This is a genomic window from Streptosporangium sp. NPDC004631, from assembly GCF_053601935.1.
The window spans coordinates 35701-51088 of sequence record NZ_JBSGCR010000007.1; the positions used below are offsets into that span (position 1 = coordinate 35701).

Genomic DNA, 15388 nt, shown 5'->3' on the forward strand with positions numbered 1-15388 from the left:
AGTGGCGACGACGAACGACCTGAAGAACGGTCTGGTGCTCAAGCTCGACGGCGGTGAGCTCTGGGCGGTCGTGGAGTTCCAGCACGTCAAGCCCGGTAAGGGTGGTGCGTTCGTCCGCACCAAGCTGAAGAACGTCATTTCGGGCAAGGTCGTCGACAAGACCTTCAACGCCGGCGTCAAGGTCGAGGTGGCCAACGTCGACAAGCGCGAGATGCAGTTCTCCTACATGGACGGCGACGAGTTCGTCTTCATGGACACCGAGACCTACGACATGCTGCACGTCTCCCGGACGGCCGTCGGCGACGCCGCCGACTATCTCCTGGAGAACATGCTCGCCACGGTGGCCGTCAACGAGGGCAACGTGCTCTACGTCGACCTTCCCGCCGCCGTCGAACTGATCATCGCCGAGACCGAGCCGGGCCTTCAGGGTGACCGCTCCACCGGCGGCACCAAGCCCGCCAAGCTGGAGACCGGCGCTGAGATCAAGGTGCCGCTGTTCATCACGACCGGCGAGAAGGTCAAGGTCGACACCCGCACCGGCGATTACCTCGGCCGCGCCTGATGTCGGCACGGGGTAAGGCTCGCAGGCGCGCGCTGGACATCCTGTTCGAGGCGGAGGCGCGCAGCCAGGACCCGCTGAGCGTCCTCGCGGAGCGGTTGGAGCGGGCCGAGCCGCCCGTCAATGAGTACACCGCGACGATCGTCGAGGGCGTGTGCCGTCACCGGGCGCGCATCGACGAGTTGATCACCACCTACGCCGAGGGCTGGACGCTGGACCGCATGCCCGCGGTCGACCGCAACCTGCTCCGCGGCGGCACCTACGAGCTGCTGTGGATGCCCGACGTCCCCGAGGGCGTCGTGATCAGCGAGTGGGTGGGCCTGGCCTCCGAGCTGTCGACCGACGAGTCGCCGCAGTTCGTCAACGGCCTCATGGCCCGTTTCAAGCAGCTCAAGCCGTCCCTGGCGCTGTAGCCGCGCTCCGTACCCGTGGGGAGGGCCGGGGTGCCGGTTCCTCCACGAGTACGTTCCGGGGGCCATATGCTGATTTTCCGCATTTTGCTCCTCGCTCCACCGCGGTCTCCACCCGTGCCGGGGAAAAACTCAACCGGGTACGGGTATGGATCGCCCCTGGGCGGCCCCGCCGACGGTCCGGCGTAGGCTGGGCTCGTCACCCCATAAGAGGAGGCGATCTGAAGTTGCGCGCCGTAGGCATCTCGCGGCCGGCAGGCACCCCTGCGGTCCGCACGGCCGTGGTCTGGGACGTCCTGAGGGCGGTGCTCGCCGACCGGGTCTCCGTGACCGGCCGAGATCGGCTCGACATCGTCGACGCCGGAGGCGGCACCGGTGGCTTCGCCGTACCGCTGGCGGCTCTCGGGCACGCCGTCACCGTTGTCGACCCCAGCCCCGACTCGCTGGCCGCGCTCGAACGCCGGGCCGCCGAGGCGGGGGTGACCGTGCGCGCCCTGCAGGGGGACGCGGCGGACCTGGGGGAGCTCCTCCCCGTCGACGGCGCCGACCTGGTGCTGTGCCACAACGTTCTGGAGTACGTGGAGGATCCGACCAGCGCGCTGACGGCCATGGCCGGTCTGCTCCGCGCGGGCGGCGCGATCAGCGTGCTGGCGGCGAACCCGCTCGCCGCCGCCCTACACCGTTCCATAGCGGGCCGGTTCGACGAGGCGTTGCAGGTTCTGGACGATCCCGAGGGCCGCTGGGGCGACCGTGACCCCACCCCCCGGCGCTTCACCCGCGAGGCCCTCTCCCGGCTCCTGGCCGCGACCGGCTTCCAGCCCGGTGAGGCCCACGGGGTGCGGATCTTCGCCGACCTGGTGCCCAGCCGCCTGGTCGACGGTGAGCCGGGGGCCGCGCGTGCGCTGGTCGCCCTGGAGCAGGCCGCCGCCGACCACCCCGTGCTCCGCGACATCGCCACCCAGTTGCACATCCTCGGTCGCCGGTGACCCCACCGCCGAACATGTGTTCTCATATAATGACCTCGTGTCGAGGAAACAGCAGGTGCCGCGCCCGGGGGTGGATCTGGGCGCCGACGACACCGGCTGCCCGATCCTCCACGTGGACATGGACGCCTTCTTCGCCGGCGTCGAGCTGCGCGAGCGCCCCGAGCTCAGGGGCGCGCCGGTCATCGTCGGCGCGCCCGGCGCGCGGGGCGTGGTGCTCAGCGCCACCTACGAGGCCCGGGGATTCGGGGTGCACTCGGCCATGCCCATGACGCGCGCCCGCAGGCTCTGCCCCCAGGCGGTGATCATCCCGCCCAGCCGTGAAAAATACTCCCGGGTCTCCCGCGGCGTCATGGAGATCTTCCGCACGTTCACCCCCGAGGTGGAGCCCGTCGCCTCCGACGAGGCGTTCCTGGACGTCGGCGGGGCGCGCAAGCGGCTCGGCCCGCCGGCCGTGATCGCCGCGATGATCCGCGAACGGGTCGCGGCCGAGCACGGGATCACCTGCTCGGTCGGGGTGGCCAACAGTAAATTCGTGGCAAAGCTCGCCTCGCGGCACTGCAAGCCGGACGGCCTGATGGTGGTGCCCGCCGACAGGGTGGTGGACTTTCTCCATCCGCTCCCGGTGGCGGCCCTGTGGGGCGTGGGGGAGCGCACGGAACGTTCCCTGAGCCGGTTCGGGATCAAGACGGTCGGCGACCTCGCCGAGGTGCCCGTCGAGACGCTCCGGCGCGAGCTCGGGCAGGCCGTCGCCGCCCACCTGGCCGCGCTGGCCGCCGGGCGCGACGAGCGCCCGGTGACCCCCCACACGCCTGACCGGAGCATCGGGGCCGAGGAGACGTTCGCCGTGGACGTCGGCGACCCGGTCCGGATCCGCCGGGAGCTGCTCCGCCTGGCGGAGCGGGTGGCGGCCCGGCTCAGACAGGGCGGCCACGCCGGCCGTACGGTCGGCGTCAAGCTCCGCCGCGCCGACTTCAGCACCATCTCCCGCTCCCGGACCCTCAGGGAGCCCACCGACGTCGCCCGGGTGCTGTACGGCACCGCCTGCGATCTTTACGCCGCCGCCGGCCTGGACGGAGTACGGCTCCGCCTGGTCGGGGTGCGGGTGGAGAACCTCCGCCCGGCCGGCGAGGTGACCAGGCAACTCGGCCTGGGAGAGCGGGAGAGCGGCTGGCGGGAGGCCGAACGGGCGATGGACCGGGCGGTCCGCAGGTTCGGTCGTGATGCGGTGGTCCCGGCGTCGCTTGTTTGCCCGCCGTTTGATGGAATAGATCTATGACACCGCCTCCGGTTTGGACTACGTTGGACGTTTTCTTTCGTCTACGTCTACAGCCTCGTATTCTGGGGATAACCGACCGCGAGGTTCGGACACCCCGTGTCGTCCGTCACCGTCTTCCCCGTCCTGGGGCTGTCCTTGGGAGGCGCCGTGCCGCTCTCTGAGCACGAGCAGCGCTTGCTCGACCAGATCGAGCAGGCCCTCTACGCCGAGGACCCGAAGTGGGCCAATACCGTACGGATCAGTGATCCGCGCAGCCACTACAAGCGTCGCCTGGTGAAGGCCTCCATCGGCTTCGTCCTGGGTGTTGTCCTGTTGATGGTCGGCGTCGTGAACTACATCCCGCTCGGCGTCGGCGGTTTCGTGGTCATGCTCGCCGCGTGTCTGTGGGGTCTGTCCAGCTGGAAGCGGATGAACGGGTTCGGTGAGGCCCCCGCGGCCGGGCCGGCCGCTCATCCGAGCAGGGTGGGCCGCCGCGGGGGGTCCCGGCCGAGTTTCATGGAGCGGATGGAGGAGCGCTGGCGCCGCAGGCACGACGAGCGTTAGCGCGGCCGGCTCCGGGGCCGCCGATCCCCCGAGACCGGCCCCGCGGCGACCTCGCCGGTGGTTCCGGGAGCAGGTCCGGCGGCCGGTGTGAGGCCGCCGGGGTGACGGTCCGGGGCTGTCCGCTGTGACGCCGTGGGCCGCCTCCTACCGGAGGCGGCCCACCCGAATCGCTGGCCTCGCCCACGTCCCCCGTGACGACCGGCCGGTTTCCGCCGCGGTCAGCCGCTCCGCCGCGCCGGCCCGCGCAGCCGGAGGTTCTCCAGCCGGTCGAAGCCGTCCAGCACCCGTCCGCCCAGGGCCCGCATCCGCCGCAGCGTGGAGGGCGGCAGCAGCACCGCGCGGATCCGCCTGCCCCGTGACACGGTGCCCGCCAGCGCCCGCCGTACCCGCCTGAGGTCCTCCCGCAGCGGGCCGGCCTCGCCGGGGGTCCTGGCGAAGAGCATCCGCTCCACCGCCGTGGCGATCCTCGACATCGAGGCCGAGGTCTCCGCGTCGAACCCGTACTGCTCGGTCAGCCGCCCGGCCAGCGCCCGGGGGCTCTCGCTCGGCTGCCGGGACATGCCGTAGTCGCACAGCGCGTCGTCCAGCTCGGCCCAGGCCGCCCTCATCGCCGGCTCCCACCTGCCGGATGCGGCCTCCACGGCGCCGCCGGGGCCGGCCACCCGGGAGTAGGCCCTGCGCCGGCGGGCGAGCACCTGCCGGCGGAGCATCGCCGGGATGAGCGCGACCAGCAGCACGGCCGCCACCCCGGCGCCGATCCCGGCCGCCACCGGCATGCCCTCGTCCACCGTGATGGGGCCCCCGCCGTACTCGCGGTCGAGCATCAGGTCCCGGCGGTTGCGCGCCGCCCCGCCGGGGAGGTCCGTCTTCTCCGGGCGGGCGCTCTGGGCCGGGATCGGCTCGCCGTCGCCGGTCCTCACGGTCTGCGGCCGGCTGTAGGGCGGCACCGTCGCGCTGCCCTGGCCCGTGTTCCCGGCCGGGGTGGGCTCGAACCGCAGCCATCCGGTGCCCTCGAAGTAGAGCTCGGGCCAGGCGTGCGAGTCGTGCGTGCGGACCTGCCAGCGACCGTCGATCCTGCTGCCCCCGGTGTAGCCGATGGCGACCCGGGCGGGGATGCCCAGCACCCGTGCCATCACCGCCATCGACGCGGCGAACTGCTCGCAGTATCCGGCCCGGTTGCGGATCAGGAAGTCCGTCAGCGCCTGGTCGTCGTGCCCCTGGGCCGACAGGCTGTAGGTGAACCCGCCCTTCGCGGTGAAGAACTCCTGTAGCTGGACCGCCTGCTCGTAGTGGCCGGCGCCCCGGTCGGTCACCCGTACGGCCAGCTCGCGGACCTCCCGCGGCAGGTCCGGCGGCAGCCGCAGGTACCGCTCGCCGATCTGCGGGGGCACGGGGCCGGAGGACTTGAGCGTCTCCGCGGTGGGCCGGGGCTCGTCGCTGACGACCGTGTAGGTCAGTCCCCGCGCGGTGTCGGAGGTGGAGAACACCATGAGGGTGTCCCGGTCGGGCCGCCAGTCCCCCTCCACGTCGACCCGCGCGGGCGGGTAGGGCAGCGGCAGGAACTTCAGGTTCCCGACCTCGTCGCTCATCGTGACCCTGGTCGTCGCCCGGGCGACGGGCACGGTCCCGTTCTGGCCGGGCGGCGGGGGCAGCGGCCCCGCGGAGGTCCGGTCCTCCGGGCGGCCGTTCGGCCCGGTCATCGTCCACTGCCGGCCGTCGAAGACGTCCAGCGAGTACGTCCGCAGGTAGCGCGGGGCACCGTCGTCGGTGGTGTAGGTCAGCAGGGTGGTGTTGCTCGGCAGTGACAGCTCGCCCCGCAGGTGGACGATCGGGTTCAGGATGCTGATCGAGTTGCCGCCCCGGCCCTTGCCGCCGCCCGAGCCGAACCCGAACAGCGGGTTCGGCTCCAGGGGGGGCAGCAGCGCGGGCAGCAGAATGGCCAGCACGATCGCGGTCAGGCCGATCCGCTTGCCCGACAGCCGCAGCGAGCCCGCGTCGGAGGCGCCCGCCGGAGTGGTGAACGACGGGGAGGTCCTGCGGACCAGCACCGCCCGGCCCCAGTGGCCGAGCCGTTCCCGGCCGTCCGCCACCAGCAGTCCCAGGTAGCCCAGGGCCGCGACGATGAACGCCAGCCAGCCGACCGGTTCGGCGAGCACGGCCACCGGGACGGTGAACAGCGCCAGCAGCGGCAGCCCGGTGAGCGCGGCCCGGCGCATCCGCGAGGCCAGCAGGTCGACTGTGATCGCGATCAGCCCGATGCCGCCGCAGGCCAGCGCGGTGATGCCGGTGTCGGCCGGGACCGGGGCCGCGATTCGCGGGATGTCGGCGAAGCCGGAGGCCAGCAGCTTCGCCAGGTGGAGGACCGACGCTCTGGTGGGCACCACCCCGGCCCACGCCTTGCCGGCGGCGAACACCGCGGTCAGGTAGACCCAGACCGCGGCCAGCTGGACCAGCGGTACCAGCCAGTTGGGCAGGGTGTGGCGACTGGCCGCCATGCCCACCCCGGTCACCACCAGGATGACGCCGAGGCCCGACCAGAACCAGGTGCCCCCCTGAAAGAGAGGGTGGAGCACGACGGTCACCGCGGCCGTGGCCACACCCGCCGCGATGGGAAGTCTCATGAGCCGCCCCCGTTGAGTGCGAACCGCTCCCGCCGCGCGGCCTGCGGCCACACGCCGGCGATGGAGGCGCCCGCGGGCAGCCGTACGACGCGCCACCCCGCCCCGGAGAGCACCGCCTCCGCCGCCCGCTGCTCTCCGTCCCGGCCGGGTTCGGGCCGGTCCCAGGTGGTCAGGTCCAGCATCACGGCCACCCCGGTCATGTTGCCGTGTCTCGTCCTGGCCAGCGCCTGGGCCTGCTCCAGGTCGACCGCGCCGAGCACCGCCACGATCAGCCCGTCGCCGCCGCCCTGCCGCAGCGCGGCTATGCCGTACTCAAGGGAGCGCGCCGGGCTGCTCCGCACCACGGCGAGGGTGTCCAGCAGCGCCAGGCTCAGCCCGGTGTCGGTGAGCCGCTCGGCGCCCTGGTCGGTGACCAGACGCAGGCCGAGCCCCTCGCGTGCCAGGTGCACGCCGATGGAGGCCGCGGCCGAGACCGCGGTCTCGAACGACGAGCGGGGGCCCTCACCCCGGTGCGCGGTCCGCCGGGTGTCCAGCAGCAGCGCGCCTCGGCTCTGCCACTGCTGCTCCTCGCGCCGGACCATCAGCTCGCCGTACCTGGCGGTCGAGCGCCAGTGCACCCGCCGCAGGTCGTCGCCCTGCCGGTACTCGCGTGGCGCGACGTCGTCGTCGCCCGCGGCCGCCACACTCCTGGTACGGCTGTCGCCCCCGCCCGTCCACTCGCCGGAGAGCCGCACGTGGGGCAGCGCCACGACCTGCGGGGTCACCACGAGCGTGTCGCTGATGCTGAACGACCTGGTCAGCTCGACGAGGCCGAACGGGTCACTGATCCGCACGGTGAGCGGGCCGATGCCGAAACGGCCGCGCAGATCGGACCTGACCCGGTAGTCAATCTCCCTGGCCCCCTGAGCCTCCACCCTGTCCAGCACGAATCTGGGCCGTGCCCCGAGCGCGTGGGGAACGGTGTCCTCGATCATCAGCAGGCCGGTCGGCAGCCGGGTGACGTTCTCCAGCCGCAGCGTCACGGTGGCCTCGCCGCCCAGCTGGACCCTGGGCGGGTCCAGGCGTCGCGCGCAGCTCAGCCGGTAGCGGGTGCGGCTGACCACCATGGCGGCCAGCAGCGGCAGGGAGACGATCAGTACCGCGACCCTGAACAGGTCGTACTCCCCGAGGAGGAGGGCGCACAGCAGCGCCGCGACGCCGGACGCGAGGAAGGACCGGCCGCGGGCGGTGAGCGCCCTGAGGCCCGAGGTCACCGTACCTGTGCCTCGGGTACGGGCACCCGGTGGACCAGGTCGGCCATAACCTGCTCGGGCATCCGGCGCTGGCTCTGGGCCTCGACGCTGGGCAGCAGCCGGTGGGCGAGCACGGGGACGCACAGCTCCTGCAGGTCGTCCGGGATGACGTAGTCACGACCGCCCAGCGCGGCGTGCGCCCGGGCGGCCCGGACCAGTTGCAGGGTCGAGCGCGGGGAGGCGCCGAGCCGCAGGTCGGGGGAGTGACGGGTGGCGGTCACCAGGTCGACGGCGTACTTCTTGATCGGCTGCGAGACGTAGACCGCGCGCACGGCCTCGATCAGCGCCCGGACCTCGGCGGTGCCGGCCACCGGCTCCAGCTTGTCCAGCGGGGAGGCGGCGCCGTGCACGTCGAGCATCTCCATCTCGGCGCCGGGCGAGGGGTAGCCCATCGCGATCCGGGCGGTGAAACGGTCCCTTTGCGCCTCGGGGAGGGGATAGGTGCCCTCCATCTCGATGGGGTTCTGGGTCGCGATCACCATGAAGGGGCTGTCCAGCCGGTAGGTCGCGCCGTCGACGGTGACCTGGTGCTCCTCCATGCACTCCAGGAGCGCCGACTGCGTCTTCGGCGACGCCCGGTTGATCTCGTCGCCCACCACGATGTTGGCGAACACCGGGCCGGGCTTGAACTCGAACTCCCTGGTCTGCTGGTTGTAGGCGCTCACGCCTGTGATGTCGCTGGGCAGCAGGTCGGGGGTGAACTGGATCCGGCGGGCCGGGCAGTCGATGGCTCGGGCGAGGGCCTTGGCGAGCATGGTCTTGCCGACTCCGGGCACGTCCTCGATGAGCAGGTGGCCTTCGGCGAGGAGAACCGTCAGGGTCAGGCGTACGACGTCGCTCTTACCCTCGATCACCGACTCGATCGCCTGGCTGATCCGCTGCGCCGTGACGACCAGGTCATCGAGCCGAGGTGAGACGTCATGGGTTACTGCCACCAGGCCTCCATGAAGCTGCGGCGGTTTCTCGCCGGGGGTTCGTATTCCAGGGCCTTTACGGTCCCTTTTTCCATTGTGGGTATCGACCCTACGACGCTGCGGGTTCCCGAGCGACTCTATGTGGGCATTAAGGCTGATTCCGGGTGAACAGCCATAGTGTGCGAGCTCAGGGTGCCGTTCCGGTGGGAAAGATGTACCGATCTCGTGACAGACCGGCTCGCGGAGGGGGCGGGCCGATCGGGGAGTGGGGCCGCGGCACGTTCCACTTTCCCCCGGGCCCCGCCCATCGGTCGATTCCCAGCTTGTCCGGCTATCGCTCACCTTCTCGACACGCCCGTCCAGCAGAGGGGGCCGCCCACCCCCTCCACTCCGCTCCACCCATTCTGAGCTGGGAAAATAACCGCCAAACCGGCTGTGGAGAGCCGCGGAATCAGTTGACGGTGGGGAGAAGTGGAGTATGGTGGTGCGCAGTGGAGAGCAGGGGCCACAGAGCCACGCGCTCCGCTAGGCACGGGAGGTGAAGCCGGTGTTCCTCGGCACTCATCACCCGCGCCTCGATGACAAGGGACGGCTGTTCCTGCCGGCGAAGTACCGTGAGGAGCTGGCGGAGGGTCTGGTGATCACCAAAGGCCAGGAGCGCTGCCTCTACGTTTTTCCCGTAGAGGAGTTTCAGCGCATTACCGAGGCTCTGCGCACCGCGCCGGTGACCGCCAAGGCGGTCCGCGACTACAGCCGCGTCCTCTTCGCCAGTGCGTCCGACGAGGTCGCCGACAAGCAAGGCCGGGTCACCATCCCGCAGGCTCTGCGCGAATACGCCAGCCTGTGTCGTGACTGCGTGGTCATCGGTGCCAACACCCGGCTGGAGATCTGGGACGTGCACGCCTGGGACACCTATCTGGCCGACCAAGAGCAGGCTTTTGCCGACCTGTCGGAGGAGGTGCTGCCAGGGATTCTGTGATTCCACGGTCGACTCATCGGTGAAAACGTCGTTCGGCGAGGTCTCCACCCGCAACCACACCACAGCTGTCAGCTGATGCACCTTCCCCGGTGTCAGGTGACGGCGAATGCACGGATGCGGATGGGGACCTGGCCGGACGGCCCCCGGGGGTGGGAGCCAGTAACGACACCGGTGAGCGTCCGCCGCACAACCGCGAGCGAGGCGGCGAGAGGGGGGTTGCGCTTCATGCGCGCCGAAAACGACAAACATGATCTTCTGGCCTCGGGTGGCCACGTGCCCGTGATGCTCGGCCGCGTGCTGGAGCTTCTGGCGCCCGCGCTGTCGGGGCCCGACCCCGTCCTGGTCGACGCCAACCTGGGCCTCGGCGGCCATGCCGAGGCGCTGCTCGCGGCCCATCCCTCGCTGCACCTGATCGGGATCGACCGCGACCCCACCGCGATCGAGCGTTCCACGGTCCGGCTCGCGCCGTACGCCGACCGGATCACGCTGGTCCGGGCGGTCTCCGACGAGCTGCCCGAGGTGCTCGCCCGTGCCGGCCGCCCCCGCGTCAACGCGGCACTGTTCGATCTGGGCGTCTCCTCGCCCCAGCTGGACGAGGCCGAGCGCGGCTTCGCCTACTCCTATGACGCGCCGCTGGACATGCGGATGGACCGGGATCAGGAGCTGACGGCCGAGATCGTGGTGAACACCTACCCGGTTCCGGATTTGATCAGAATTCTCCGGGATTACGGTGAAGAGCGATTCGCTCCGCGTGTCGCACACCTAATCAGCAAGGAACGGGCCAAGGAGGCCATAACGTCGACCAAGCGGCTTGCGGAGATTGTCCGTACGGCGATCCCCGCGGCCACTCGACGGACCGGGGGCAACCCCGCCAAAAGGACTTTTCAGGCGTTGCGGATCGAGGTGAACGCGGAGTTGACGGCACTGGAACGCGCACTCCCCGCCGCGCTTGACGCACTGACACTCGGCGGGCGCGTGGTCGTGCTCGCCTACCACTCCCTTGAGGACCGGCTGACCAAGCAGGTTCTCACGGCGCGAACCAGGGAGACCGGGCCGCCAGGGCTGCCCGTTCCGCTGCCGGCTCACCAGCCGCGGTTCGCCCTCCTGACCAGGGGAGCCGAGCTTCCGAGCGAAGAAGAGGTGGCCCGCAACCCGCGGGCGGCCTCTGCCCGGTGTCGGGCGGCAGAGAGGATCCGTGAGGCAGTTGACGAGGAGTGAAGCAGAGGTCCGCCGTACCGCGCCCGGTCGCGGCGGACGGCCCGCGCGCGTCCCCCGCGCCGCTCCGCAGGGACGCAGGACCAGGCCGGTCAGGGCCACGCCCGCCGCTCCTCCTCCGGGCCGGGCGGTCACGTCGCCGGCACCGGCCGCGGCCAGGCAGTCGCGGCCGCCACGCGCTCCCTTCGTGCTGCTCGTGGTGGGCCTGCTCTGCGGTGGCCTGGTCAGCCTCCTGCTGCTGAACACCGTCCTCGCCCAGGACTCCTTCAGGGCGAACGAGCTGCGTAACGCCAACAACCAGCTCCGCCAGAAGAAGGAGGCGCTCAAGCACGACAACATGCGGCGGGAGATGCCCGCCTCGCTCTCGGAGAGCGCCCTCGTCCAGAACCAGAGGCCGGACTGGGACAAGGCGTACGTCCTCACCCCCGACCGCGTCCCCGACCCCGTAGTCCCCGACCCCGTCACCCTCGGCCGCTCCGCCGACAGCCGCTCCGCCGATGGCGACCGGACGTCCGCAGGACAGGAGCGAGTGCCGGGCACGGGCCGGTGAGGGAGACCGGCGGCCGGGGCGCCGGTCCCGGCCGGGGCGGTTCCGGAGGTGGATCCGCCGGAGGCTCCGGTCGCCGGACACCCGGCGGTCCCGGCCGTACGGCCAGGCCGGCCGGTCCGGACGCCACCGGGAAGCCGGGTGCCACCGGAAAGCCGGGCAGGGACGGCCAGGGCAGGCCCGACGGCGCGGCGGGCACCGGCACACCCGCCTCCTCCGGCGGAGCGCCCGGATCCGGCAGGCCCGGCCGTTCCGAGGGAACGGGCCGGCCGCGTCCCGAGGGGTCCCCGGGCAGGCCGCCCGGTCCGGGTAAGCCGCGCTCCGAGGGAGCCCCGGGCAAGCAGGCGGGTGCCGGCAAACCGCGTCCCGAGGGGCTCGCGGGCAGGTCGCGCCCCGACGGCAAGTCAGGTGGATCGGGTGGTTCCGCCAGACCGCGCGCGGAGAGGCCCGTGGGCAGGCCCCCCGGCGCGGGAGCGGGCAGGCCCGCGGCCGCGGGAGGCTCCGCGCGGTTCGAGGCGGGGGCCGGATCCGCGCGCGTCGAGAGCGCCGGCGGGTCCGGCAGGCCCCCGGCGGGGCCGGAGGCGGCGCGCGGGCCAAGGCGTCCTCCGAGGGCGGGGGAACCGGCCTCCGCCGGGCGGGGGCGTCCCGGCCAGGGGCGCGGAGACGAGCGGCCGGGCACCAGAGGACGGCCGGGCGGCATGCCGCCCCGGCCTCCGGTGCGCCCCCCGGCGGTGCTGCGCCTGGGCAACCCCGGCAGGCGGATCAGCGTCGGCCTGATCGGGATGACCTTCGTGCTCTCCATCTTCGCCGGACGGCTCATCCAGCTCCAGGGCCTGGACTCCAAGGTCTACGTGGCCGAGGCCGCCAAACAGCGGGTCCAGGGCGAGAAGCTGCCCGCGCGGCGCGGGTCGATCACCGACGCCGGCGGCCACGAGCTGGCGCTGACCCTGGAGGCGCGTGAGATCTTCGTCGATCCGGGGGAGGTGGAGCCCGAGCAGCGCGACCGGGTGGCCACGGCCCTGGGCGCCGATCTGGGCATCCCGAAGGAGCAGATCATGGCCAAACTCGCCGCTCCGGGCCACTATCAGCCGGTGGCGGCGGCCGTCGACCCCCCCGTCGCCCAGCGGATCATGGATCGTGACTTCAAGGGTGTCGGCAGCAAGCACCGCTACCGGCGCGACTACCCCGGCGGCGATCTGGCGGGCACCCTGCTCGGCTTCGTCGGCAGCGACGGCACGGGCCTGAGCGGGCTGGAGAGCACCTACAACAAGGTGCTCGCGGGCCGTGACGGCCAGCAGTTCATCGAGACGGGCCGCGAGGGGCAGCGCATCCCGATGACCCGCAGCACGCTGGAGACGCCGGTGGAGGGCAGGGACGTACGGCTGACCATCGAGCGCGACATCCAGTGGGCCGCCCAGAAGGCGATCACCGACCAGGTCCGGGCCACCGGGGCGCGCACCGGCAGCGCCATCGTCATGGACGTGCAGACCGGCCACCTGCTGGCCATGGCCAACGCCCCCGAACTGGACCTGAAGAACTGGCAGCGGACCCCTCAGGAGGACTGGGTCAACCGGTCGGTGACGGACGTGTTCGAGCCGGGCAGCACCAACAAGGTCATCACCGCCGCGGCCGCCCTGGAGTCGGGGGCCGTACGGCCCGAGAGCGTGTTCTCGGTCCGTGACAACATCAGGTGCGCCGACCGGGTGCTCAGGGACTCCCACCCGCACCCGCCGGAGCAGCTGACCTTCTCCGGCGTGGTCGCCACCTCCAGCAACGTCGGCACGATCCTCGCCGCGCAGAAGGTCGGCGACCAGAGGCTGTACGACATGCTCAAGCGCTTCGGCTTCGGCAGCCGGCCCGGGAGCGGCCTCCTCGGCGAGGAGGCCGGGCTCCTGCCGGACTGGCGCAAGTGGTCGGGCAGCCAGCGCTGCACGATCGCCTACGGCCAGGGCGTCTCGGTGACCGCGCTGCAGACCGCCAGTGTGTACCAGACCATCGCCAACGGCGGCACGCGTGTCACCCCGCAGGTCGTGGCCGGCACCACCGCCGACAACGACGTGTTCGTGCCGTCCCCGCCCGGCAAGCGGACCAGGGTGGTCGGCGAGCGCACGGCCAGGGAGGTGGCGGGGATGCTGGAGGCCGCGGTGAGCGCGGAGGGCACCGGTAACCTCGCCGCCATCGACGGCTACCGCGTGGCCGGCAAGACGGGCACCGCGATGCGCTACGACGCCAAGTGCCAGGGTTACTGCGGATACACTTCGACATTCGTCGGCTTCGCCCCGGCGGACAAGCCCCGCCTGGTCGTCCTGGCGGTCATCCAGGATCCCCAGAAGGGGCACTACGGTGGGGAGATCGCCGCCCCGGTTTTCAAGAAAGTGATGACGTTCGCGTTGAAGAGCAAGAAGATCCCGCCGACCGGAACCAAGCCGCCCACGGTGCGGATACGCGCCGGGGAATGATGAGGGAAGGTACGCTCTCGCCGTGCGTCCCCCGTCGTCCATGCGACCCTCAACCAGCTCACCCCGTCCGCTCTCGGGGCTGGCGAGCCTGCTCGGCGCGCCCTCCGGCACGTCGCGCGCGCCGCTGGCCGCGGTGTCCGGGGTAACCATCGACTCGCGCCAGGTCCAGCGCGGGGATCTCTACGTCGCGCTGCCCGGCGCGACGGCCCACGGCGCGGACTTCTCCGCCCAGGCGCTCGCCGCCGGCGCCACCGCCATCCTGACCGATCCGGCGGGCCGCGAGGCCGCGGTGGCGACCGGCCTGCCGGTTCTCGTCGTGCCGGACCCGCGCGACCTGCTCGGGCAGGTCTCCGCCTGGGTGTACGGCAGGCCCGCGGCGGACGTGATGGTCATCGGCGTCACCGGGACCAGTGGCAAGACCACCACCAGTTTCCTGCTGGAGGCCGGGCTGCGGGCCGCCGGGCACCGGCCCGGGCTGATCGGCGGCGTTGAGATCCACATCGGCGAGATGCGGTTCACCCCCCGGCTGACCACGCCGGAGGCCAGTGACCTGCAGGGCCTGTTCGCCCTCATGCGCGAGCAGGGCGTCACCGCCGCCGCCATGGAGGTCTCCAGCCACGCGCTGGCGCTGGGCCGCGTCGACGCGGTCTTCTACGACGTCGCGCTGTTCACCAACCTGTCCCAGGATCACCTGGACTTCCACCGGGATCTCGACGACTACTTCGCGACGAAGGTCCGCCTGTTCACCCCCGAGATGAGCCGCGTGGGCGTCGTCAACCTCGACGACGTCCACGGGCGCGAGCTCCTCGGCCTGGGCGGGATCCCGATGACCAGCTTCTCCGCGGCGGGCGCGGCGGGGGCCGACTGGCGGGCCGTGGACGTCCGGCTGGGCGCCGACGGCAGCTTCTTCCGCGTGGTCGGCCCCGGCGGGGTCGAGCAGGACGCGACGGTGGCCCTGCCCGGCCCGTTCAACGTCGCCAACGCGCTGGGCGCGATCGTCGCCCTGGTGGAGGCCGGGGTGCCGCTGCCCACGGCGGCGGCGGGTGTCGGCGCGACGGCCGGGGTGCCCGGCCGGATGGAGCGCGTGCCCGGCTGCGAGGGCTTCCAGGCCGTCGTCGACTACTCCCACAAACCGGGCGCGGTGGAGTCGGTGCTGACCTCGCTGCGCGAGGTCACCACCGGCAGGCTGACCGTGGTGCTGGGCTGCGGCGGCGACCGTGACCGGGGTAAACGCCCGATGATGGGGGAGGCCGCCGCCCGGCTGGCGGATGTGGCCATTCTCACCAGTGACAACCCCCGCTCGGAGGATTCGCTCCGGATCCTGGCCGAGATGATGGACGGAGTCCTCCGCGTGCCCCAGGACGAGCGCGCACATGTGATCATTGAGCCCGACCGCGCCGAGGCCATCGACCTGGCGATCGGCCGGGCGGGCCTCGGCGACGTCGTCGTCGTGGCGGGCAAGGGACACGAGCAGGGTCAGTACGTCGGAGACCGGGTGCTCCCGTTCGACGACAGGCAGGTCGTGGCCGACGCGATCGTCAGACGGCGGAACCGGATCGGGCGCCGAAGTACGTATGGAGAGTAGGG

General features: G+C 72.0%; 13 protein-coding genes. 10 read left to right on the forward strand and 3 right to left on the reverse strand.

Annotated elements, in window-relative coordinates; all coding sequences use genetic code 11:
* Position 1 precedes the first annotated feature (1 nt).
* The 5 genes from efp (at position 2) to ACWEF2_RS09355 (ending at position 3774) form a co-directional block, all read left to right on the forward strand.
* Positions 2 to 562: an elongation factor P gene (gene efp, locus ACWEF2_RS09335; RefSeq protein ID WP_355590029.1), complete on the forward strand. Its 561-nt coding sequence runs from the start codon at positions 2 to 4 to the stop codon at positions 560 to 562.
* Positions 562 to 972 (forward strand): transcription antitermination factor NusB, encoded by a 411-nt coding sequence (gene nusB, locus ACWEF2_RS09340; protein WP_086577701.1) that lies wholly within the window; start codon positions 562 to 564, stop codon positions 970 to 972. Before efp ends, nusB begins: the two co-directional genes overlap by 1 nt.
* A gap of 224 nt (positions 973 to 1196) precedes the next feature.
* Positions 1197 to 1955, forward strand: a complete 759-nt coding sequence (locus ACWEF2_RS09345) for a methyltransferase (protein ID WP_453813480.1) — start codon at positions 1197 to 1199, stop codon at positions 1953 to 1955.
* Between the two features lie 55 nt (positions 1956 to 2010).
* A complete protein-coding gene (dinB, locus tag ACWEF2_RS09350) occupies positions 2011 to 3231 on the forward strand; it encodes a DNA polymerase IV (RefSeq protein ID WP_453813482.1) in 1221 nt (406 codons plus the stop codon).
* A 147-nt stretch (positions 3232 to 3378) separates the two neighbouring features.
* Positions 3379 to 3774 (forward strand): DUF3040 domain-containing protein, encoded by a 396-nt coding sequence (locus tag ACWEF2_RS09355; protein ID WP_453813796.1) that lies wholly within the window; start codon positions 3379 to 3381, stop codon positions 3772 to 3774.
* A gap of 218 nt (positions 3775 to 3992) precedes the next feature.
* Here ACWEF2_RS09355 and ACWEF2_RS09360 read toward each other — a convergent pair whose 3' ends face one another.
* The 3 genes from ACWEF2_RS09360 to ACWEF2_RS09370 are packed head-to-tail and all read right to left on the reverse strand — an operon-like array spanning position 3993 to position 8622.
* Entirely contained in the window at positions 3993 to 6395 is a 2403-nt protein-coding gene (locus ACWEF2_RS09360; RefSeq protein ID WP_453813484.1) for a transglutaminase TgpA family protein, read from the reverse strand.
* Positions 6392 to 7648, reverse strand: a complete 1257-nt coding sequence (locus ACWEF2_RS09365; protein WP_453813486.1) for a DUF58 domain-containing protein — start codon at positions 7646 to 7648, stop codon at positions 6392 to 6394. The genes ACWEF2_RS09360 and ACWEF2_RS09365 overlap by 4 nt, the downstream gene beginning before the upstream one ends.
* Entirely contained in the window at positions 7645 to 8622 is a 978-nt protein-coding gene (locus tag ACWEF2_RS09370) for an AAA family ATPase (RefSeq protein WP_453813488.1), read from the reverse strand. The genes ACWEF2_RS09365 and ACWEF2_RS09370 overlap by 4 nt, the downstream gene beginning before the upstream one ends.
* Before the next feature lie 526 nt (positions 8623 to 9148).
* On the opposite strand from ACWEF2_RS09370, the gene mraZ reads away from it, so the two are divergent.
* The 5 genes from mraZ to ACWEF2_RS09395 all read left to right on the forward strand — a co-directional run bounded on the left by mraZ (position 9149) and on the right by ACWEF2_RS09395 (position 15386).
* Entirely contained in the window at positions 9149 to 9580 is a 432-nt protein-coding gene (mraZ, locus tag ACWEF2_RS09375) for a division/cell wall cluster transcriptional repressor MraZ (RefSeq protein ID WP_355590549.1), read from the forward strand.
* A 225-nt stretch (positions 9581 to 9805) separates the two neighbouring features.
* Entirely contained in the window at positions 9806 to 10798 is a 993-nt protein-coding gene (rsmH, locus tag ACWEF2_RS09380) for a 16S rRNA (cytosine(1402)-N(4))-methyltransferase RsmH (protein WP_453813490.1), read from the forward strand.
* Positions 10785 to 11345 (forward strand): hypothetical protein, encoded by a 561-nt coding sequence (locus ACWEF2_RS09385; RefSeq protein ID WP_453813492.1) that lies wholly within the window; start codon positions 10785 to 10787, stop codon positions 11343 to 11345. Before rsmH ends, ACWEF2_RS09385 begins: the two co-directional genes overlap by 14 nt.
* A gap of 728 nt (positions 11346 to 12073) precedes the next feature.
* Positions 12074 to 13801: a peptidoglycan D,D-transpeptidase FtsI family protein gene (locus tag ACWEF2_RS09390; RefSeq protein WP_453813798.1), complete on the forward strand. Its 1728-nt coding sequence runs from the start codon at positions 12074 to 12076 to the stop codon at positions 13799 to 13801.
* Between the two features lie 40 nt (positions 13802 to 13841).
* Positions 13842 to 15386, forward strand: a complete 1545-nt coding sequence (locus tag ACWEF2_RS09395) for a UDP-N-acetylmuramoyl-L-alanyl-D-glutamate--2,6-diaminopimelate ligase (protein WP_453813800.1) — start codon at positions 13842 to 13844, stop codon at positions 15384 to 15386.
* The last annotated feature ends 2 nt before the right edge of the window (positions 15387 to 15388 follow it).

Excerpts from the sequence above, each read along its gene's own strand:
- ACWEF2_RS09360 (WP_453813484.1), bottom strand. The coding sequence starts at position 6,395 with ATGAGACTTCCCATCGCGGCGGGTGTGGCCACGGCCGCGGTGACCGTC.
- nusB (WP_086577701.1), top strand. The coding sequence starts at position 562 with ATGTCGGCACGGGGTAAGGCTCGCAGGCGCGCGCTGGACATCCTGTTC.
- rsmH (WP_453813490.1), top strand. The coding sequence starts at position 9,806 with ATGCGCGCCGAAAACGACAAACATGATCTTCTGGCCTCGGGTGGCCAC.
- ACWEF2_RS09395 (WP_453813800.1), top strand. The coding sequence starts at position 13,842 with ATGCGACCCTCAACCAGCTCACCCCGTCCGCTCTCGGGGCTGGCGAGC.